Below are 18,451 nucleotides of genomic sequence, written 5' to 3'. Positions count from 1 at the left end.
AGCAGACGAAGCGGGCGGTGCCGGCCGATCTGACCTAGCGTGTGAAGATCGGGCCCTGTGCACCTGTGCACCTGTGGACGGCGCTCGTCTGAAAGATCACCGACAGGGCGAGGAGAGGTGCTGGGTGTTCGCCGGGGGAACCGCGCGGTTGCTGGTCACGAACGACGGTGAAGCGCCGCTGGAGCTGACTGTGGTGGCCTGGGCGGACGCCTACCGGATCCAGCGGCAGCAGAACTGCGTTGTTGTCACCCACTCACCGGCGGCGGACGGTTCCTGGTCCGGGACGTTGCGTGGGGACGAACCCTTCCAGGTCGTGCATCGGCCGGATTCGGTCACGGTGTGGGTCAACGGCCATTGCTTCCACCTTGCTGACCTGGACGGCCGTGCGATCGACGCGGCCGACTGGCAGTGCCCGGCTCGGGGAGAGGCATCCTGAAGGGCCTTTGAGCGGCAACCAGCCACGGGCTGACACCTGTGGAAGTCAGCGCACGTGGCGAGTCGACGGTGGCAGATCAGGGCAGACGCGATGCCGGCGAACGCCGCGAAGTGGTCGGCCTCGCGTTCGGAGCGACGGTGGAGTGGGCGGAAGCCGTCCAGCCGGGCCACGGTCCTCTCGATGACCCGGCGGTGCCGTCCACGGCGCGTGGAGGACTCGATTCCCCTCCAGGGCCCGCCGGCGGGCCGGTCGAGGGAGGGGACCGGTTGACCGCGCTCGGCGGAACGGTGGCGGCAGCGCCGGGGAGATCGACTGCGCGACGAAAGGAAACCAATCGTTCGGTTTTTGTGAGCGAAAGGATTTCTCCGGGTAAGTCGAACGGCAGTGGCTGGCGGGTTGCGTGGTGACGGACCGTCGGACGGGGCTCGGTGGACTGCGGGGAAGGGCGAGTGGTTGGGGGATTGCCCGACATCGTCTTGTCGGTTGCGGGTGGGGCGTAGCTAAGATACGGGGTGTTTGGTTTTGTTTTCCGGGATCTCAGGGCGGGGTGGTTGCGGTGGTACGGCAGGAGCGGGCGCTCCGGACGCGTCGGCTGATCCTGGAGGCGGCGGCATCGGTCTTCGACGAGTTCGGGTACGAGGGAGCGACCATCGGGGAGGTGGTGACCCGGGCCGGGGTGACGCGCGGTGCGGTCTATTTCCATTTCGCGTCGAAGCGGGATCTCGCACAGGGCGTGGTCGAGGAGCAGTTCTCCCAGGACGGGGTTCCCGAACGGAGCTGCAAGCTCCAGGAGCTCGTGGACACCGGGATGGTCGTGGCGCATCTGATGCCGCGTGACCCGCTGCTGAGCGCGGGCGCCCGGCTCTCGCTCGGGCAGGACCTGTTCGACGACCTCGGCGGGGGAGCCATCCCCGGGTGGATCGACCGGATGGAGGCGCTGCTGACCGTGGCCGGCGAGCGTGGTGAGCTGCTGCCGCACGTCGTTCCGGCGGACACCGCGTGGCTGGTCATCGCCGCGTGGACGGGGGTCCAGATCCAGTCCCAGAAGCTCTCCGGCCGCGCTGACCTGGAGCTTCGGGTGTCCGGGCTGTTCCAGCACCTGATGCCGAGCATCGCCGTGCCGGGTGTGCTCGGCTCGCTGCGGATGGGGCCGGACCGGGGCGCCCAGGTGGTCGCCGAGATCGCCGCGGCCCGTGCGTCGGGCGACGGCGTGGACGGCGGCGGCGGCGACGAGGGCGGTGCGGTGCCGGTCGAGGAGCAGGCAGGGGTCGGCGTGGGCTGACGCCGGATCAACCGGCCTCCCGTCCGCGGGAGGTGGGCGCGCGAAGGCGCGGTGGCGGTGGCGGGATGCGGGGGTCCTGCGCCGCCTTTGTTTTGCGCTGCGGCCGGTACGGAGGGTGGCGGAGCGGATACATAGGGTGAGCGGACGGCTCCCATCTCAAAACAAACAGCACGTTCGGTTTTGTATTGACAAACCGCGCGTCCTGTTTTTCACTGGTGACAGTTGCCCCCTGGGCTGTCGACCCGGGTGCCGGCCGCGGCGGAAGAGCCTGCGGCGTTCCGTGTGATTGGGGTGGTCATCGTGGAAATTCGGGTGCTCGGGGCGTTGGACGTCCGGGTGTGCGGGGTGTCGGTGGTGCCGTCGGCGCCGAAGCCGCGCCAGGTGCTGGGGCTGTTGGCACTTCGTGCCGACCAGGTGGTTCCGGCGGGGGTGCTGGCCGACGAGCTGTGGTCCGGCCGTCCGCCGCGCAGTGCGCGCACCACCGTGCAGACGTACGTCCTCCAACTGCGCGACCTCATCGACCGAGCGCTCGCCCAGGGGGATGGCGGTCCGGGGGCGTCCTGCGCCAAGGACGTCCTGGTCACCTCGCCCGGCGGCTACATGCTGAACAGCGGCGGCGGGCTGACGGACGTCCGCGAGTTCGAGCGACTGGCCGGCACGGGCTACCGGGCGATGGACGGCGAGGACCATCCGCTGGCCGCCCGGATGCTCGGCGAGGCGCTCGCACTGTGGCGCGGACCGGCCTTCGCGGACGTCCCGGTCGGCGGCCAACTCGCCGTCGAGGCCAAGCGGTTGGAGGAGACCCGGCTCTGCGCGCTGGACCAGCGGATCGACGCCGACCTGCGGCTCGGGCGGCACCGCGTGCTGCTCGCCGAACTCACCGTCCTGGTCGACCGCTACCGCACCCACGAGAGCCTGCACGGCCAGTACATGGTCGCCCTGCACCGCTCCGGGCGGCGCGGCGAGGCCCTGGAGGCCTACCAGCGCCTGCGGAACACCCTGGTACGGGAGTTGGGCATGGAACCCTCGGCCGGACTGCGCCGCCTGCAGCGCTCCATCCTGCTCGCCGCGCCGGAGCGGCCCGCCGCGTCGGAGCGGCCCGGGCGCGAACCCGTCGTCGCCGGAGCCGGGTTGTCGGAGGGGGCGGCCCGACTCAGCCGGGTCGGCTGAGCAGGTCGGTCGCAGGACCCGGCGCCCGCCCGGGAGTTCGCCGGGGTCTGGTCGGAACGTGCTTGTCGTCGTGAGGGGTTGTGGGACGAGTGGTCCAGGAGAGGTCGGAACGGACGCGCGGGCGGCTGGTGGAGGCGGGGGCGGGGCTGTTCGACCGCTGCGGCTACGCCGGTGCCACCCTCGGCGAGATCGCCGCAGCCGCAGGGGTGACGAAGGGGGCGCTCTACTTCCACTTCGCCTCCAAGGAGGAGCTGGCCAGAGCGGTCTTCGAGCAGGCCGAGCGCTCGCTGCGGTCGGCCTGCGGCGACCACCGTGCCGTCGACTCGCCGCTCCAGGCGCTGATCGATGCCGGGTACTGGCTGGTCGACGCCCTGGGGACGGACCCGGTGGTCCGGGCGGCGTTCCGCCTCGGCCGCGCGGGCGGCTGGCAGACGGACCACGCGGCGGGTGGGTCCAGGGCGGGTGGCCCTTCCGCAGGTGGACCGTCCGCGGGCGGGCCCTCTGCGGGAGGGTTCGGGTCGGGCGGGTTCGGGTCGGGCACAGCCGGGGCGGTGGATCCCCGGCGGGCCTTCGCGGGTGTGCGCGGCTTCCACGGCGTCTGGGCCGGCGTCGTCCGGGACCTGCTGGCCGGAGCCGACCGTGCCGGCGAACTGCGCGACCGCTCGGACGGTTTCGGCCCGGAGACACTGGTCGTGACCGCCGCCTGCGGTCTGGAGGTGGTGTTCGCCGACGGCTGCCCCGCCGAGGAGCGTGCGCGTCGGGTCGGCGCCCTCTGGGACTGGTTGCTGCCCTGCCTGGTGCCTCCCGGCAGGGCCGACGGATACCGCACCAGGCCGCCGGCGCCCCAGTCGATCACACCGGCGCCGCAGCCCGTCTGACCGGCGGCGCAGGCGTCCGGCCGGCGGCGTAACCGTCGGACCGGAGCGCGGATCCGGACGAGCGGAGTGCGGTCCCGCCCGGCGGGCGAAGCGGAAGCGGGGAGTGGGCGGCCTCCACCGCGCCCCCGGGGCGGCCCCCGGGTCGACTGCCCGGGGGCGCCCGACGGAGCGCGCGTGCCCGCCCGACCGAGCGGCAAGGGCCGGGGGCCGCAGCACGGTTGATCATCCTCGGCGGGCCGTGCGGTAAGGTGGTTGGCGCCGAGTGTGACCGCGACCCAGGGAGGTGAGACCCATTACCGGAATGTCCGAGCGGGTGCTCCCTGAGTGCGGCCGTGCGGGCGCCGCGCGCGCGTAGCGTGGGCGGCGTGCCGACGGTGTCGGCCCCGGCGGGAGCCCTGACGGAGTCCTTCTCCTCCGTTCCTCCTCCTCCCGTCTTCCCCTAAGGGGTTCTCTTGCCGGTCTTCTCCTCCGCCGCTCTCCGTTCCTCGGTGGTCTCCCGACTGCGCGCAGCCGGTTGCGTGTTCGCCGAGGACGAGGCGCGCGTCCTGCTCTCCTCCGCCGCCTCGCCCGCCGACCTCGCCGCCATGGTCCGTTCCCGCGCCGAAGGCCGTCCGCTCGAACACGTCGTCGGCTGGGCCGAGTTCGCCGGTCTGCGGATCGCCGTCGACCCGGGCGTCTTCGTCCCGCGCCGGCGCAGCGAGTTCCTGGCCGCCGCCGCCACCGCGCTGACCGGCCCGCCCCGGGGCCCGGGCGCGGTGGTGCTCGACCTGTGCTGCGGCAGCGGCGCGCTGGGCGCCGCCGTGGCGGCCGGGGCCGCGCACCCGGTCGAGCTGCACGCGGCGGACATCGACCCGGACGCCGTCCGGTGCGCCCGCCGCAACCTGGCGGGGACGGGCGGGCTGGTCCACCGGGGCGACCTGTTCGCCGCCCTGCCCCCGGACCTGCACGGCCGGGTGGACGTGCTGATCGCCAACGTTCCGTACGTCCCGACGGGCGACCTCGCACTGCTGCCGCCCGAGGCGCGGCTGCACGAGGCCCGGCCGGCGCTCGACGGGGGAGCGGACGGCCTGGACGTGCTGCGCAGGGTGGTCGCGCAGGCGCCGCGGTGGCTGGCGGCGGACGGCGCGCTGCTGTTCGAGACCAGTGAGCGTCAGGTGGCGGCGGCCCTCGCGGTGGCGCGGGAGGCCGGGCTGGCGGCGGCGGAGAGCCGGCACGAGGACCTGGACGCCACGGTGGTCACCGCGACGCTGGGGTGAGCCGTGGCCCGGGGCGCACGGTGGTCGCCCCGGGCCGGTGGCCGGTCCGGTCCGGCCCGCTCAGAGGTGGGTGCCGTACACGTGGTCGACCGGGATGGTGAGCAGCACCCGCCGGTCGGCGACCATCACCTCGCGGTACTCCTTCCAGTCGGGGTGCTCGCCGGCGGCGCGGCGGTAGTAGTCGACCAGGGCCTCGACCTCGGGCCCGTCGGGGTGGGTGCCCGGGCCGGTGAGGGTGGCGACGCCCTCGGCGGTGGCCCAGGAGCGCCCGTCCGGCCCGGTCACCTCCAGGCTGACCCGGGGGTCGCGGCGCAGGTTGGCGGTCTTGGCCAGCCCGTCCCGGGTGGAGACCAGGATGGCGTTCGCCTCCCGGTCGTAGAACGGCAGGACGGGGGAGAGTTGGGGCCGGCCGTCCGCCTTGATGGTGGCGAGGATGCCGAGGCGGCTCTGCGCGAGGAGCGCGTACGGGTCGAACGGTGTGGCGGTCATGGGAGCATCATCGGCCTTCACACCGGTGTGAAGGTCAAGGCGGGCCGGGCGTGTTGCGCGGGCGGCGCCCATGATGGCACGCGCCGCGGACCGGGTGGGGAGGTTCGGCAATCCGGTGCGACGTCCGTCGGGGCGGGGCTATGGTCGGGGCGAGAACGTGACGTTCCGTCGGATTCCCGTGACGGGCCGTCGACGACCGCGCCGCCCGAGACCGAGGGGACACCGCACGATGGCACGCGAACGCAGGCCCGTGGAACTGCTGGAGTTCTCCGACGACCTCCACTACGAGGACGTCACGCCGCTGCGCGCCTTCCTCGACGCCCGGCTGCGCGAGGTGGTCGAAGCCCAACCCGAGGGCACCGACGCCCGGTTCGCCGCCGAGCGCCTGGCGGACGTCACGAAGTCCGACTGCATCTTCCTGTCGGACGTCCTGGGGGCCTGGGAGGACGTGCTGATGGAGGGCCGCGGGGACGAGCCCGGGTGGACGCAGCGGATGCGCCAGGACGGCGTCCTGTGGTGGGCACGGCTGTGCCGGACGGCGGAGCGGTTCCGCGACCACCCCGATCACCGCAGCCGGTGGCGGCCGCTTCCGTTCATGAACCTCGCGCACGCGGAGTTCATGGCGGGCCTGACCGACCGGGCGGGCGGCGTGTACGGGGACGGGGCGCACCCGTGATCCCCGCCGGGCAGGGACGGGTGGGGGCGGGCCGGTCCGGGGCGGTGATCGGGGAGCCGGGTTGTCGGTGCCAGCTGGTACGGTCCGATCATGGAGAAGCGAGTGCCCTTCACGGGTGAGGAGAAGGAAAGCCTTCACGTCGCGCTGGACCGGCACCGCGATGCGGTGCTGTGGAAACTGGAGGGCTTGGACGACGAGCAGTTGCGCCGGCCGATGACGCCGTCCGGGACGAACCTGCTGGGGCTGGTGAAGCACCTCGGTGGTGCCGAACTCGGTTGGTTCCGGGAGACGTTCGGCCGGGAGACGGGGCCGTTGCCGTTCGACCTCGACGCCGACGAGATGTCCGACATGCGGGTGGAACCGCACGAGTCGACGGCGGACATCCTGGAGTTCTACGCGCGGGCGCGGGCCGGTGCGGACGAGACCATCCGGGAGCTCGCGCTGGACGACCTCGGGACGTCGTGGTCCGGCAACACCGTCTCGCTGCGCTGGGTGCTGATCCACATGACGACGGAGGTCGCGCGGCACGCCGGGCACGTGGACATCCTGCGGGAGCTGATCGACGGCGGGACGGGGGACCACGACCGGAGCTGAGCCGGGGCCGGTCGGGCCCTGCTCCGGTCGTGGTCCATTCGGTCAGGCCCGCGTCCGGTCAGACCCCGTTCCGGTCGGGGGCCGGCTTCCCGACGGCCCGGGCCAGCGCCTCCGCCGTCCGCCGGACGTCCGCCTCGGTGGTGCGCCAGTTGCTGAACGCCGCGCGCAGGGCGGGCCGGTCGGCGTAGCGGGTCGGGGTGAGGAAGGCCTCGTCGGCCACCTCCGCGGCGAGGTCGGCGAGGCGCTCGGGCGTGGGATCCGTCGCCAGGGTGAAGCAGACGACGTTCAGCCGGACCGGCGCGAGCAGGCGCAGGCCGTCGATCCGCTCGACCGCCTCGCCGAGTGCGCGGGCGCCCGCGACGTTGCGCTCCACGATCTCCCGGTGGCCGGAGCGTCCGTACGCCCGCAGCGTGAACCAGGCGGCCAGGGCGCGCAGCCGGTGCGAGTTCTCCGGAGTGAGGTGGACCAGGTCGGGGTGCTCGCCGAGGGGGCCGAGGTAGGCGGCGGCGTTCCGGAACACCCGGGCCTGCAGGTCGGGGCGCCGGGTGAACTGGACGGCACTGTCGTACGGCACGTTGAGCCACTTGTGCAGGTCGACGCAGACCGAGTCGGCGAGGTCCAGGCCGGCCACCAGGTGCGCGTGCTGCGGCGACAGCGCGGCGAAGGCGCCGAACGCGGCGTCCACGTGCAGCCAGAACCCGTACCGCTCGCGGAGGGCCGCGATCGCCGGCAGGTCGTCGAAGTCGACGGTGTTGACCGTGCCCGCGTTGGCCACCACGACGCACGGCCCGTCGGCCTCGGCCAGCGCCCGCTCCAGCGCGGCCACGTCCACCGCCTCCCGGCCGGGCAGCAGGGGCACGCCGTGCAGCGCCGTCCGGCCCAGGCCCAGCACCGACAGCGCCTTGGGGACGGAGGAGTGCGCGCCGCCCGACAGCACCCGGACCGGGCCCAGCGCGCCGACCCCGTCCTCGGCGACGTCCACGCCGAGCCGCTCGCCCAGCCACTCACGGGCGATGGCCAGTCCGACCGTGTTCGACATGGTCGCGCCGCTCACGAAGGTGCCGTGGTGCGCCGCGGACAGCCCGAACAGCTCGCGCAGCCAGCCGACCGTCTCGCGCTCCAGCTGCTGACCGGCAGGGTCCAGCGAGGAGTTGGAGTTCTGGTCGGCGGTGGCGGTCAGCCAGTCGCCCGCCAGCGCCGCAGGGGTCGCACCACCGGTCACGAACCCGAAGTACCGCGGCCCGGCGCTCGCCGACAGCCGAGGCTCCCACCGCTCGGCGAACTCCGCGAGCGCCGCGGGCAGTCCACCGCCGGCCGTCGGAAGCCCGCTGCCGCCGGCCGTGCGCAACCCGTCACCGCCCGCCAGTGGGATCACGGACCGCTCGTCGAGGCCGTCGAGGAAGGCGAGGGCGTGCTGCCGGGTCTCCTCCAGGAGTTCGGGCAACCGCGCGAGGTCGGCGGCGAGTTCGGGGTGCATCGGGTTCTCCGTTGATCGGCTCTGCGGTTGATCGACTGCGTGGTTGACCGGCTGTGTGGCTGATGGGCTGTGCGGCCGAGGGTAGTGGCCGGCCGGGCCGCCGTCCCGGGCCAATCCGGTACGGGTGGCCCGGTCCGGCCGGGGAGTTGTCAGTGCGGCGGGCTGGCGTGGCGGACCATGGACGTTCGACAGGCGGTAACGGACCTCGCCTCCGCGGACGCGGCAGTGCGTCGCGCGGCGGTGCGTCGCGCGGCGGAGCGGGCCCTGCACGCGCGCGGGGACGCCGACAGCTCGCAGGCGGCGAGCGTGCTGCCGCTGCTGGGGGATCCGGACGCCGAGGTGCGGCAGGCGGCGGTGTGGCTGTTCTGCTCGTGGGGCGAGGGCGTCGTGCCACTGCTGCAGCGGGTGCGCCGGGACGGTCCCGGCGGCGCGCGGACGAGGAGGACGAGGCGGAGGACGAGTGGATGTGGGCACTCCTGGGGCTGGCGCCCCGCCTGGCGGGCGCGCTGAGCCTCGGCCCGCTGTCGCTCGGGCCGGGCACGCCGGTCCGCGGCACCGGCGTGCTGGCACTCACCCCGTACGGGCGTCGGATGCGGCCGCCGGCGGGGGCGTTGCGGCTGTGACCCGGCACAGCTGCGTGACGGCGGCGCGGATCGTCTCGTCGTCCACGAAGGCGCGCCAGGCGCCGGACGTGCTGAGGCGTTCGTCGCGGGTCAGGGCCTCGGCCAGGAGGACGGCGGCGGGGCGGGCGGCCGGGCCGATGCGGGTCAGGTGGCGGACGGCCTGCAGCATGGCCGGGTAGTAGGTGCCGGCGGGGAGACTCCGGCAGGCGTCGAGCAGGGCCGGCACGGCGGTGTCGGTGTCGCCGGTGGCGGCCCACAGGGCGTGGGCGGCCTCGACGCTGACCCAGTCGTACGGGTCGGCGACCAGCGCGCGGAGGCGGTCCCGGTACGGGGCGGCGTGCGGGCCGAGGTCGGCGAGCTTGCGCAGCGCGGGGCCCACGAAGCGGCCGTCGGTCGCGGCCGGGCCCAGCACGGCGAGTGCGGGTCCGGGCTCGCCGCCGAGCCGCCAGTAGGCCCAGGCGGCGAGTTCCGCGTCCGCTCCGGTGGCGATGGCGCCCGCGGCGTTGGAGCCCGCGGCGGCAGTGGTGCGGGCGCGCAGGAGGGCGAGGGCCTCCTCGCCGGCTGGCTGCCGGATCCCGGCCAGCGCGGTCGCCGCCGGGGCCCAGGTCGCGTCGTCCGCGAGCAGGCCGAGCAGCTCCGGCACGGCGGGCGCGGCAGCCGGCCCCCAGCCGGCCAGCACCTCGCAGAGCGGGCGGGTCAGCGTGGGGGCGGAGCCGCGCAGGTGGGCGCGGATCGACGGCAGGAGGGCGTCCGCGTGTTCCCGGAGCGGGGCCAGCAGCTCATGGATGCCGGGGAGTTGCGGGTAGTGGTGGGTGCCGAACCGGGCGTGGTGCACCTCGGCGGCGCCGAAGGCGGTGGCGCGGCCGCCCGCGGTGACCAGGTCGACGACGGCGGGGACGCAGCGCGGGTCGCCGATCCGCGCCAGGGCCCACACCGCCGCCTCGCGGACGGCTTCGCCCGCCCGGGTGCTCCGGGTGGCGGTGTCGTCGAGCAGTGCGGCCACCGCGTCGGCGTGGTCGGCCGCGGCGCTGCCGAGGCAGGCGAGCAACTCGACCGAGCGGTAGCGGACCTCGGTGTCCGGATCGTCCAGGCGCGCCGCGACGGCGGGCAGCACGGCGGGCACCGCCGAGCGCCACCGGGAGAGCAGCCCGCCCGCCTGGCCCAGTGCACCGGTGCGCTGTTCCGGGTCGGGGTGCTCGGCGAGCAGGCCGAGGACGTACGCGGGCGAGGCGCCGGGGATCAGGCCGGCCGTCCAGCTCTGGACGCCCTGGACACCGCAGTCCGCCGTGCTGGTCTGCCGCCAGAGCTCCACCCCCGGGTCGCGGACCGCGTCCAGGACGAGGCCGAGGTGCCGGTCCGCGAGCCCCGGATCGTCCGGGGCCAGCGCGTGCACGGCCGCCAGCCGCAGTTGCGGTTCGGGCGCGTCCAGCAGCCCGCGCAGCAGGGCGGTGGTCCGGGTGGACAGTCCTGCGGTCGGCTCCCGGCGGGCGGCGTGGCCGAGGGCGATCACCAGGTCGAGACGGGTGGCGGGATCCTGCTCCGCCTCCCACCGCGTCAGGAGGGCGGGCAGCGTCCGCGCCCCGGAGCTGCCGCAGGCTCCCAGCAGATCGGCGACGGTCCGGCGGATCGCGGGGTCGGGATCGGACAGCTGACCCAGCACCTCGGGCAGCGCCCGCTCCCAGGCCGCCCCCCACGCCGGATCGACCTGTGTCTCGGCGACGAGCGCGGCCTCACCGCTCAGCCTCGTCAGCAGGTCCAGCAGCTCCAGCCGCTCACGCCGGGCCACGACGTCCGGCCGGGCGGTCAGCCGGACCAGGTACGGCAGCGCGGCCGCGGCGGCGGAGCAGACCCAACCACCCTGGTGGAACAGGAGGTTGTCCAGCTCGCCCGCGGCCTCCCAGGCGTCCTCCCGGTCGGGGCCGGCGCAGCGCCGCAGCAACCCGGGCACGTCCGCCGCGGAGCCGTAGTTGTGCTGCAGCCCGGCCCAGTCGATGCTCTCCAGTCCCTCCCACATGGGCGGACCCTATCGCGCGGTCCGATCGTCGGACTTCGGACTTCGGACTTCGGGCTTCGGACAGCAGACTGCCGGGGCAGCTCGGTACGCCGGTACACCGGACCGCCGGGGGGTCGCTTGCCTGGGGACCCGGACCAGGACGGCCGCGAGGCGGAGTGCGGCCTGGTGTGCGATGGCCGGCTTGTCGCTGCGCATGGCCAGGCCCGATCCGGTCGCACATCGCATCACCGATCACCAACCGGGCGGAGACCCGATCAACTGCTCAGCCCGTCACGGTGATACGCCTCAGACGGTGTCGGGGAGCGGGGCCTCGTCGGGGTGGACGGGTGCCGTGGGGGCCGGGTCGTCGTTCGGGCGGCGGGTGCGTTCCGCCCAGGCGGCCAGCGGCGGGCCGGCCGCGCCGAGGGCTGCGAAGAACACGCCGAGCAGCAGCCAGCCCGAATGTCCGAAGCCGAGGACGACCGTCGTGAGGACCGCCGGGGCCAGGGCCTGACCGGTGTTGAAGCCGACGCCGAGGAGACCCTGGTACTGCCCCTGGGCGTGGTCGGGGGCGAGGCCGAAGCCGAGCGCGTAGCCGCCCGAGGATTCCCACACCTCCCCGAGGCTGTGCACGCCGACGGCGAGGACGACGAGCGCCGGCACGACCCAGGCCGGGACGTCCGCGGTCAGGGCCATCAAGGGGCAGCTGACCAGGAAGCACAGTCCGGCGAGGCGGAGCGCCCGACCGCCCTGGTGCGGAGTCTCCACCCGGGAGCCGATCCGGCTCTGGAGCAGCACGCACACCGCGCTGTTGACCGCGTAGACCGCCGCCACCGTCCAGCGGGGCGCGTCGGTGTGGGCGGCGAGCCAGATCGGCAGCAGCAGGGAGACGGTCTGGTACTGCAGGCCCAACGCGCCGTAGAGCGCGACGAAGGACACGAACGGCCGGTCGGACAGGACGGCGGCGCGGTGGTGCTCCTCGGGCCGGGGCAGCGGCCGGTAGTCCGGGAGGCCGCGCACGGCGATCAGGGCGGCGCAGGCGAAGCTGGCGGCATTGGCGAGGATGAGCGCGGTGTACGCCGTGCGGGTGCCGACCGAGACGGCGAAGGCGGCGCCGACGGTTCCCAGGACCACGCCGAGGTTGACGAAGGTGCGGAGTCGCGCCCGGAAGGCGGCCGGGCGCTCACCGCCGGCGCGGGCGATGAGCGCGCCGCCCGCGGCGCCGGCCGCCGTCGCCGCGAGCCGGTCCAGGGTGGCGACGACCGTGAAGGTGGCCCAGTCGTGGATGAGGACGAAGGCGGCCATCGTCGCGGCCTGCATGGTGAGGGCCGTCAGCCAGACCGTGCGCGGCCCGTACCGGTCGGCCAGGTTCCCGGCCGGGACCCCGGCCAGCAGCCCGACCAGCCCGGCGATCGTGAGGCCGACCCCGACCCGGGCGGCGGGCAGGTGCACCACCAGCGTGAAGTAGAGCACCGACGCGGTGTTGAACAGCCCGTTGCCCACCCGGCTGACGAAGCTCGCCATGATGAGGGCGCGCTGCGGACCGCGCGCCGTCGATAAGCCGGGCACCTGCGACCTGCTGCCGTTCCCGATCATGGAGAACAGGCTAACAGCGCCCCCGCGGACACCCTCCGGACTGGACCGGGACGGCCTCGCGGACGGCCCGGTCGAGCGGGCCGAGGCCCTGGAGGCGGGCTGACGACGGTTCGGGTCCCCGCCGGGACGGCGTCCGGCGGGGAGGACGTCCGGCGGGAAGGGGCGTTCAGCGGGTGAGAGTGGGGACCGCGCCGCCGTCGACGTGCTCGATGCGGACGCCGGGGAGGTGGCGGCACCAGGCGGCGGCGAGCGGGGCGAGTCGGTCGGCGGTGAGCGGAGTGCCGGTGGGGCCGAGGCCGATGGGGAAGTGGGTGCGGCCGTCGGACGTCCGGTAGGGCTGCGGCCAGGCGTGCAGGTGGGTGCCGCCGGCCTCCTCCAGCGCGGCCAGGAGCGTACGGAGGCGGCCGCGGACCAGCCCGACGGACTCCTCCGCGGCGGTGACCACGGCCCAGGCGGCGTGCCGGCGGTGGAGCGGGGGCGGGGCGAGCAGGGCGGGCCAGGGGTCGGTGCTCTCCGTGACGAGCTCCCAGGCGCGGTACAGCTCCTCGGCGAGCAGGTCGCGGGTGTCCGCGCCGACCTGGGTGGTGCAGCTGCGGACGGGGGAGGAGGGGGTGAGGACGGTCAGCGGTCCCTGCAGGCGGTCGGTCGGATCGCCGTCGAGGGAGTCGAGGGGGTCGAGGTAGTCGAGGGAGACGGGCTGGCGCCAGTCCCAGCCCGCCCAGGTCTCGGTGAACCGCCGGAAGAGGCCGCCGTCCGTGTCCCGGCCGTCCGTGTCCTCGGTGGACTCGCTCGCGGTGCCTTCGTCGTCCAGGACGGTGCGTGCGGCGAGCACCGACCAGGCGAGCGAAGGGAGTTGGCCGAACGGTGCCGAGTCCAGGCCGCGGGCCCGGGCCCACGCCTTGACCTGGCGGGCCAGCCGGACGAAGCGGTCCTGCCGTTCGCCGAGTGCCGTCAGGATCGCCTCGGCGTCGGTGACCGCGCTCAGCGCGACGGCCTCCGCCTCGCCCAACTCGGCCCGCCGGTCGACGGCTCGGGCCGGATCGAGCGAGCCGGTGAAGACGACGACGAGATCGACGGACAGCCCGTCCGCGGCCAGCCGCAGCCCCGGCACCCGGGCGCCGCGCACCTCGCGCAGCTGCCGGGCGTCCGGCAGCGCGGCCGCGATCCGGGCGCGGACGCCGGACAGGTCGGCCGGGCCGGGCAGGGCCGCCACCAGGTCCAGGTCGGCCCCGTCCAGCTGGCAGCCCAGCCGCCGCGAGCCGACGACGTGGACCGCGCCGTCGGGCAGCGCCGCCGCGATGCGCCGGGCCAACTCCCGTGCGGCGGCCGTCCGTCGGGGTGGCTCGGGCCGTGGCGAGACGGTCGCCTCCTCGCGCACCGGACGCACCTCGCCCGTCCCCAGCGCGATCACCGCGCGTGGCCGCATCGGCTCGGCGCCCCGGCGGGAGAGCACCACCAGCTCGCCGACCCGGGCCGCGACCGCGTCGAGCCCGGCCGCGCAGTCGGCGGCCACCCGCTGTGGGGCGGCGCTGCGCCCGAGGGTCAGGTGTGGCGTGAACCCCTCCGCCCGGCCGCGGCAGCGGGGGAAGCGGCGTTCCAGCGCGTGCCGCAGCGCCGCCCACGGCTCGGCGGAGGCGGCGGCCGGGTCGAGCCAGACGGTGGTGTCCTCGCGGTGACCGAAGGTGTGCACGCCCTCCAGCCGCGCCGTGAACGGGTCCACCTCGGCGGCGGCCGCGCCCAGCAGCGGCAGGGCGCGGTCGAACTCTGCCTCCGGGACGAAGCCGAACAGCAGGTTGACGTGCGGCGGCCAGCGGTGCACCTGCGGGTCGTGCGCGGTGCGCAGCCGCTGGATCGGCGGCCACAGCTCCTCGGGCGGCAGCCAGGCGACGGCGGTGCGGGCGGTGGGTGCGGCGGCGAGGAAGTCCTGCGCCCCGGCGTCGGCCCCGCCCGTACCGGCGTCGGCCCCGCCCGCGCCGCCGAGGGTGAGGTCCACGGCGACGCCGTAGTGGTCGGAGGGGTGCAGGCCGTCGGCGTTCGGGCGGTCGCCGAGCAGCCCGGCGGCGGTGACGCGGGTGCTGTCGGAGCGGTGCAGGACGCGGTCGATCCGGCCGGGGCGGCCGGTCAGCGAGGAGACGGCGGCGAGCGGGTTGACCGTCGGGTCGAAGGTGGGGGTGTCGTCGGACGGCCCGTGCACCTGGGTCCAGGCGTCCCGCAGGCCCAGGGCGGCGGCCGGGCCGAGGGCGCCGGAGCGGGCGTCGTTGAAGTCCCCGAGCAGCAGCAGTTCGCCCTCGACGCCGCCCAGGCCCTCGGCCAGTTCGGCGAGTTCGGTCTCGCGGCGGGTCGCGCCGTCCGACGAGTGGTCGCTGCTGAGGTGGACGGCGGCGATCGTCAGCGGTTCGCCGGCGGTCCGTACGGTGATCGCGGTGACGGCCTTGTGCGGGCCCAGGGGGTGCCGCCCGGCCTCCAGGACGGGCAGCCGGCTGAGCAGCAGCAGGCCGTGCTCGTCGACGTCCCGCCCGAGCGGGTCGGTGTTCAGGGTGTACCCGGCGCGGACCCAGGGCGCCGCCAGCAGCAGGGCGACCAGGGCCGGTTCGACCTCCTGCAGGGCGATGACGTCGGCGTCGGCGGCTTCGAGCGCGGCGAGCAGCAGCGGACGGCGGCGGGCGGTGGCGATCCGGACGGCGTCGTAGCGGTCCCACAGGGTGTTCCAGGTGACCACGCGCAGGCCGGTGACCGCCGGGGCCGCGGTGCGGTCGGCGCCCGGGGCGGGGGTGTGGGCGGCCTCCGCGTGGGCGGCCAGCCAGCCGTCGTCCGGCCGCCACGCGTACGGGGTCGTGGCCGCGAAGAAGGGCGGGCGCAGGCGGCGCGGAGCGGTGCGGCGTCCGGCCTCGGTGGTGTCGAGCACGTCCACGCCGGACGGGCGGTCCCAGACCACCACGCCGTCGGCCTCGACCCGCTGCACCCGGTGCCAGGGGATGTCCCCGGAGGCGGCGAACGCCTCCAGCGGGATGCGCTCGGTGCGGTCGTCGCGCTGGCGCACGCCCAGGGTGAACCGGGCCGGGTCGAACCGGGCGTCCCAGCGGATGCGCTGGCAGATCTGTTCGATGGGACGCATCGGCCTTCAGTCCTCCTCGGCGTCGAGCATGCCCGCCGTGTCTTCCACGGTGCCACCGGCGCCGACGTACCAGGTGCGGTGCGCCTGGCCGGCGTGCGGCGGGCTGAAGCGGTGCAGCTGTGCGGTCAGCACGTCGGCCGGCACCGGGTGCGGCCGGACGGCGTTGCGGCGCAGCAGTTCGTCCTCGTCGACCACCAGCACCACCTGGGTGACCAGGGCGTCGCGGCGCTCCGCGACGGCGTGGACGTGGGAGCGCTGCTGCCGGTTGAGTGAGGTGGCGTCCCAGACGACGGTGGCACCGGAGGAACCGGAGGCAGCAGAGGTACCGGGCTCACCGGGCGCACCCGGTGCGCTCGGGGCGGCGAGGGCGGCGTCCAGGCGCGCCAGGCCCTCGCGCAGCACCACGGCGTTGTCGCGCTGGTCGGCGCGCGAGCCCCGGGCGGCGCGCAGGTCGTCCAGGCTGATCCGGGTGCCGACACCGGTCAGCCCGGCGGCGAAGGTGCTCTTGCCGCTGCCGGACGGGCCGCACAGGTGCAGCAGCCGGGGGAAGCGGCCGTCCCGCAGGCGCCAGGTGGCCGCGACGGCCTCCTCCGCGGTGGAGATCCGGCCCCGCGCGTACGCCTCGCGGGCCTGCGCCCAGCAGCGGTCGGCGGCGTCCCGGTCGAGGCCGGCCAGGGCCTCGCGCAGGCCGCCGCGCAGCCGGGCGAGCGGCCCGCCGTCGTCGTCGAGCAGCCCGGCGTCCTCGGCGTGCAGGGCCGACCAGGCGACCTGCTCGCGCTCCGCCGCCCCCGGGGCGGCGGTCGCGGCGACGGCGTGCAGCACGCCGAGATCGGCGGCGCAGGACAGCCGGACCAGCCCGGCGCGGCGGTCCTCGTCCGGGTACGGCCAGTGCAGGCCGGGGTACAGCGCGACCAGGTCGGCGACCCTCCGCGCCAGCGGCAGACCGAGCGGCCCGGCCAGCCGCGCCGCCGGGTACTGCCGGGGCCCGGCGCGCAGCACGGTGGCGAGCACCCCGGCCAGGCGGGCGTCCCCGCCGCGGCCGAGCTCGTCCAGCCGGGCCGACACCTCCGCCGTCTCCTCGGGCCGGCAGGACAGTTCGGTGAGCCCCAACGCGGCTGCCAGGGCAGACAGTTCGGGCAGCGCACCGGACCGTACGGACCACAGCGCGGCAGCCGGTCCGAGCCCGTTCTCCACCACGGCGGCGTGCATCCAGTGCGTGTCGGTGCGCACGTGGTGCGGGCGGACCCACTTGGCGACCCGCTCGCCGAACTCCGCCCGGTCGAAGCCCCGGACGGTCCGGACGACGTAGCCCTCCTGCCGGTCCAGGTCCAACCTCAGGGCGCGCAGGGCGCGTTCGTCGTAGCGGCCGCGCCACAGCACCCGCGGCGCCGGGACGCCGAGGCGGCGCAGGAAGCGGACGGAGTCGTCCCAGTCCAGGCAGTGGTCGCGGTCCGTCCACACCGAGAAGCCGTAGAACCAGCTCTCCAGGTCGGTGTACGGGATCGAGTGCCGGGCGAACAGGTTCTCGCCGCAGATCCGCCAGCCGTCCGGGATCCGCCCGCCGATCCGGCCCTGCAGGCCCTTCACCCAGGCGCGGGAGGGGTGGTGGGCCGAGTCCAGCGAGCGGGCGTGCAGGCCGTCGGAGTAGAGGGTGGTGTTCTCGCCGTCGAGCTTCTCGGTGACGACGACCTCGGCACCGGTCAGCGCGGTGAGGTCCCCGGTCCGTACGTCGTCCGCCGCCGCCCCGGGTGACCAGGGAAGGTGCGGAGTCCGGGGGTAGTGCACGCGCATGGCCGGGGCTCCTGTGAGGGTGGTTGATCCGGCGGACACTGTAGGAGCGGCCGTCGCGCGCGGGCCACCGAATTAGCGGCCGCCCGGCGCCGTCGCCTGTGCGCCGCCGCGGCGACACGCGGGCAGGAACGTCCCTGCAGGTGCGCGGCCGTCGGCCGGGGTGCAATGGGCGCGCCCCACACGTCGTCAGAGGGAGGCCGCCCGGTGGAGACGAGGACGAGGGACGCGGATCCGGTCCGCGTACTGGACGTGGCGAGCGCCGACTACCGCCGGGTGTTCGAGCTGTTCCTCGCCGGGACGGACGAGAAGCCCCTCACCCACGCCCGGCTGAGCGAACTCGTCGCCGCCCTGCCGCACCGCCGGGTCCTGCTGGACCTCGGGGCGGGCGACGGCCGCACCACCGCCCACCTGGCCCGGTCCTTCGACCGGACGGTGGCCGTCGAGCCCAGCGCCGCGATGCGCGAGAAGCTCCGCACCACCTGCCCCGACGCCCTCGTCCTCCCGGACCGGCTCGACCGGGTCCGGCCGCCCGAGCCCGCCGACCTCGTCCACCTCTCGCACGTGCTCTACTACGTGCCCGAGCCGGACTGGCCCGCCACCGTCACCCGCGCCTTCGACTGGACGGCCCCCGGCGGTACCCTGCTGGTCGTCCTGCAGAACCCCGAGAGCCCGTGCATGCGGATGGCCGCCCACTTCACCGGCGTCCGCTACGACCTGGGCCCCCTCGTCGACCTCCTGCGCGAACGGCACCCGGCGGACGACGTCACCCTGGAGACCCTCGACCTCCACTACCGCACGCCCCACCTCGCCGAGGCCGTGGACGTCGCCGAGTTCATGGTCAACGTCGCCGACCTCGCCACCCTCGACCCCCGCCCCTCCCGGGCCGCCCTGACCGCCTACGTCCGGGACCACTTCGCCCGCCCCGACGGCACGTACGCCATCGGCCACACCCAGGACATGCTGATCGCCCGCCGCACCCCCGCTTCCTAATGTTGTTTGTCAAGCCGTCTCGGTCGCTGGCGGTGTGACGTGGTAGCACCGTCTGTCACGGATCAGGGCCCAGAGGACGTTGACG

16 protein-coding genes and 1 pseudogene are annotated in these 18,451 nt (G+C 75.2%); 10 read left to right on the top strand and 7 right to left on the bottom strand.

The genetic code is table 11. From position 1 onward, the window contains the following. Positions 1–124: 124 nt before the first annotated feature. On the top strand, positions 125–436 hold the full coding sequence (locus ACZ7KX_RS22365) for a hypothetical protein (protein WP_470327976.1): 312 nt from the start codon (positions 125–127) through the stop codon (positions 434–436). Between the two features lie 59 nt (positions 437–495). On the opposite strand, the pseudogene ACZ7KX_RS22360 reads toward ACZ7KX_RS22365, so the two are convergent. Continuing rightward, a pseudogene (locus ACZ7KX_RS22360) lies at positions 496–663 on the bottom strand (IS5/IS1182 family transposase); the annotation flags it as partial. A gap of 329 nt (positions 664–992) precedes the next feature. Here ACZ7KX_RS22360 and ACZ7KX_RS22355 point away from each other — a divergent pair. From ACZ7KX_RS22355 to ACZ7KX_RS22340, 4 genes are all read left to right on the top strand, one after another. After that, positions 993–1,718 (top strand): ScbR family autoregulator-binding transcription factor, encoded by a 726-nt coding sequence (locus tag ACZ7KX_RS22355; protein ID WP_470327975.1) that lies wholly within the window; start codon positions 993–995, stop codon positions 1,716–1,718. Between the two features lie 300 nt (positions 1,719–2,018). Next, entirely contained in the window at positions 2,019–2,888 is an 870-nt protein-coding gene (locus ACZ7KX_RS22350) for an AfsR/SARP family transcriptional regulator (RefSeq protein ID WP_470327974.1), read from the top strand. Positions 2,889–2,977: 89 nt separating this feature from the next. Beyond that, positions 2,978–3,766 (top strand): TetR family transcriptional regulator, encoded by a 789-nt coding sequence (locus ACZ7KX_RS22345; RefSeq protein WP_470327973.1) that lies wholly within the window; start codon positions 2,978–2,980, stop codon positions 3,764–3,766. Positions 3,767–4,218: 452 nt separating this feature from the next. Further along, positions 4,219–5,022, top strand: coding sequence for a putative protein N(5)-glutamine methyltransferase (locus ACZ7KX_RS22340; RefSeq protein WP_470327972.1), 804 nt, complete (start codon positions 4,219–4,221; stop codon positions 5,020–5,022). A gap of 60 nt (positions 5,023–5,082) precedes the next feature. Here ACZ7KX_RS22340 and ACZ7KX_RS22335 read toward each other — a convergent pair whose 3' ends face one another. After that, entirely contained in the window at positions 5,083–5,511 is a 429-nt protein-coding gene (locus ACZ7KX_RS22335; protein WP_470327971.1) for a PPOX class F420-dependent oxidoreductase, read from the bottom strand. 229 nt (positions 5,512–5,740) lie between these two features. Here ACZ7KX_RS22335 and ACZ7KX_RS22330 point away from each other — a divergent pair, with 229 nt between their 5' ends. Both ACZ7KX_RS22330 and ACZ7KX_RS22325 read left to right on the top strand, forming a co-directional pair. Further along, positions 5,741–6,187, top strand: coding sequence for a hypothetical protein (locus ACZ7KX_RS22330; RefSeq protein ID WP_350522877.1), 447 nt, complete (start codon positions 5,741–5,743; stop codon positions 6,185–6,187). A 90-nt stretch (positions 6,188–6,277) separates the two neighbouring features. After that, positions 6,278–6,781 (top strand): DinB family protein, encoded by a 504-nt coding sequence (locus tag ACZ7KX_RS22325; protein ID WP_470327970.1) that lies wholly within the window; start codon positions 6,278–6,280, stop codon positions 6,779–6,781. A gap of 58 nt (positions 6,782–6,839) precedes the next feature. On the opposite strand, the gene ACZ7KX_RS22320 is transcribed toward ACZ7KX_RS22325, so the two are convergent. Next, positions 6,840–8,258: a pyridoxal phosphate-dependent decarboxylase family protein gene (locus ACZ7KX_RS22320; RefSeq protein ID WP_470327969.1), complete on the bottom strand. Its 1,419-nt coding sequence runs from the start codon at positions 8,256–8,258 to the stop codon at positions 6,840–6,842. A gap of 464 nt (positions 8,259–8,722) precedes the next feature. Between ACZ7KX_RS22320 and ACZ7KX_RS22315 the strand changes: the two genes are divergently transcribed. Continuing rightward, a complete protein-coding gene (locus ACZ7KX_RS22315; protein WP_470327968.1) occupies positions 8,723–8,881 on the top strand; it encodes a hypothetical protein in 159 nt (52 codons plus the stop codon). Here the strand turns inward: ACZ7KX_RS22315 and ACZ7KX_RS22310 are convergent. Further along, positions 8,829–10,895 (bottom strand): hypothetical protein, encoded by a 2,067-nt coding sequence (locus ACZ7KX_RS22310; RefSeq protein ID WP_470327967.1) that lies wholly within the window; start codon positions 10,893–10,895, stop codon positions 8,829–8,831. The genes ACZ7KX_RS22315 and ACZ7KX_RS22310 overlap by 53 nt on opposite strands. A 285-nt stretch (positions 10,896–11,180) precedes the next feature. Then, positions 11,181–12,398 carry an MFS transporter gene (locus ACZ7KX_RS22305; protein ID WP_470327966.1) on the bottom strand — a complete coding sequence of 406 codons (1,218 nt, stop codon included), beginning with the start codon at positions 12,396–12,398 and terminating at the stop codon, positions 11,181–11,183. Between ACZ7KX_RS22305 and ACZ7KX_RS22300 the strand changes: the two genes are divergently transcribed. Then, positions 12,397–12,573, top strand: coding sequence for a hypothetical protein (locus tag ACZ7KX_RS22300; protein ID WP_470327965.1), 177 nt, complete (start codon positions 12,397–12,399; stop codon positions 12,571–12,573). The two genes, ACZ7KX_RS22305 and ACZ7KX_RS22300, sit on opposite strands and share 2 nt — an antisense overlap. A gap of 63 nt (positions 12,574–12,636) precedes the next feature. Here the strand turns inward: ACZ7KX_RS22300 and ACZ7KX_RS22295 are convergent, their stop codons facing one another. Beyond that, positions 12,637–15,585, bottom strand: a complete 2,949-nt coding sequence (locus tag ACZ7KX_RS22295) for an RNA repair domain-containing protein (protein WP_470327964.1) — start codon at positions 15,583–15,585, stop codon at positions 12,637–12,639. A gap of 6 nt (positions 15,586–15,591) precedes the next feature. Beyond that, complete coding sequence (locus ACZ7KX_RS22290) at positions 15,592–17,376, bottom strand: RNA ligase family protein (protein WP_470327963.1); 1,785 nt, start codon at positions 17,374–17,376, stop codon at positions 15,592–15,594. A 204-nt stretch (positions 17,377–17,580) separates the two neighbouring features. Here ACZ7KX_RS22290 and ACZ7KX_RS22285 point away from each other — a divergent pair, with 204 nt between their 5' ends. Beyond that, positions 17,581–18,366, top strand: coding sequence for a class I SAM-dependent methyltransferase (locus ACZ7KX_RS22285; RefSeq protein ID WP_470327962.1), 786 nt, complete (start codon positions 17,581–17,583; stop codon positions 18,364–18,366). Positions 18,367–18,451: the final 85 nt, after the last annotated feature.

The organism is Kitasatospora sp. NPDC038210 (assembly GCF_055600605.1).
This window is presented reverse-complemented; position numbering and strand designations above follow the sequence as displayed.

Excerpts from the sequence above, each read along its gene's own strand:
- ACZ7KX_RS22335 (WP_470327971.1), bottom strand. The coding sequence starts at position 5,511 with ATGACCGCCACACCGTTCGACCCGTACGCGCTCCTCGCGCAGAGCCGC.
- ACZ7KX_RS22300 (WP_470327965.1), top strand. The coding sequence starts at position 12,397 with ATGATGAGGGCGCGCTGCGGACCGCGCGCCGTCGATAAGCCGGGCACC.
- ACZ7KX_RS22325 (WP_470327970.1), top strand. The coding sequence starts at position 6,278 with ATGGAGAAGCGAGTGCCCTTCACGGGTGAGGAGAAGGAAAGCCTTCAC.
- ACZ7KX_RS22305 (WP_470327966.1), bottom strand. The coding sequence starts at position 12,398 with ATGGCGAGCTTCGTCAGCCGGGTGGGCAACGGGCTGTTCAACACCGCG.
- ACZ7KX_RS22320 (WP_470327969.1), bottom strand. The coding sequence starts at position 8,258 with ATGCACCCCGAACTCGCCGCCGACCTCGCGCGGTTGCCCGAACTCCTG.
- ACZ7KX_RS22290 (WP_470327963.1), bottom strand. The coding sequence starts at position 17,376 with ATGCGCGTGCACTACCCCCGGACTCCGCACCTTCCCTGGTCACCCGGG.
- ACZ7KX_RS22330 (WP_350522877.1), top strand. The coding sequence starts at position 5,741 with ATGGCACGCGAACGCAGGCCCGTGGAACTGCTGGAGTTCTCCGACGAC.
- ACZ7KX_RS22315 (WP_470327968.1), top strand. The coding sequence starts at position 8,723 with ATGTGGGCACTCCTGGGGCTGGCGCCCCGCCTGGCGGGCGCGCTGAGC.
- ACZ7KX_RS22295 (WP_470327964.1), bottom strand. The coding sequence starts at position 15,585 with ATGCGTCCCATCGAACAGATCTGCCAGCGCATCCGCTGGGACGCCCGG.
- ACZ7KX_RS22310 (WP_470327967.1), bottom strand. The coding sequence starts at position 10,895 with ATGTGGGAGGGACTGGAGAGCATCGACTGGGCCGGGCTGCAGCACAAC.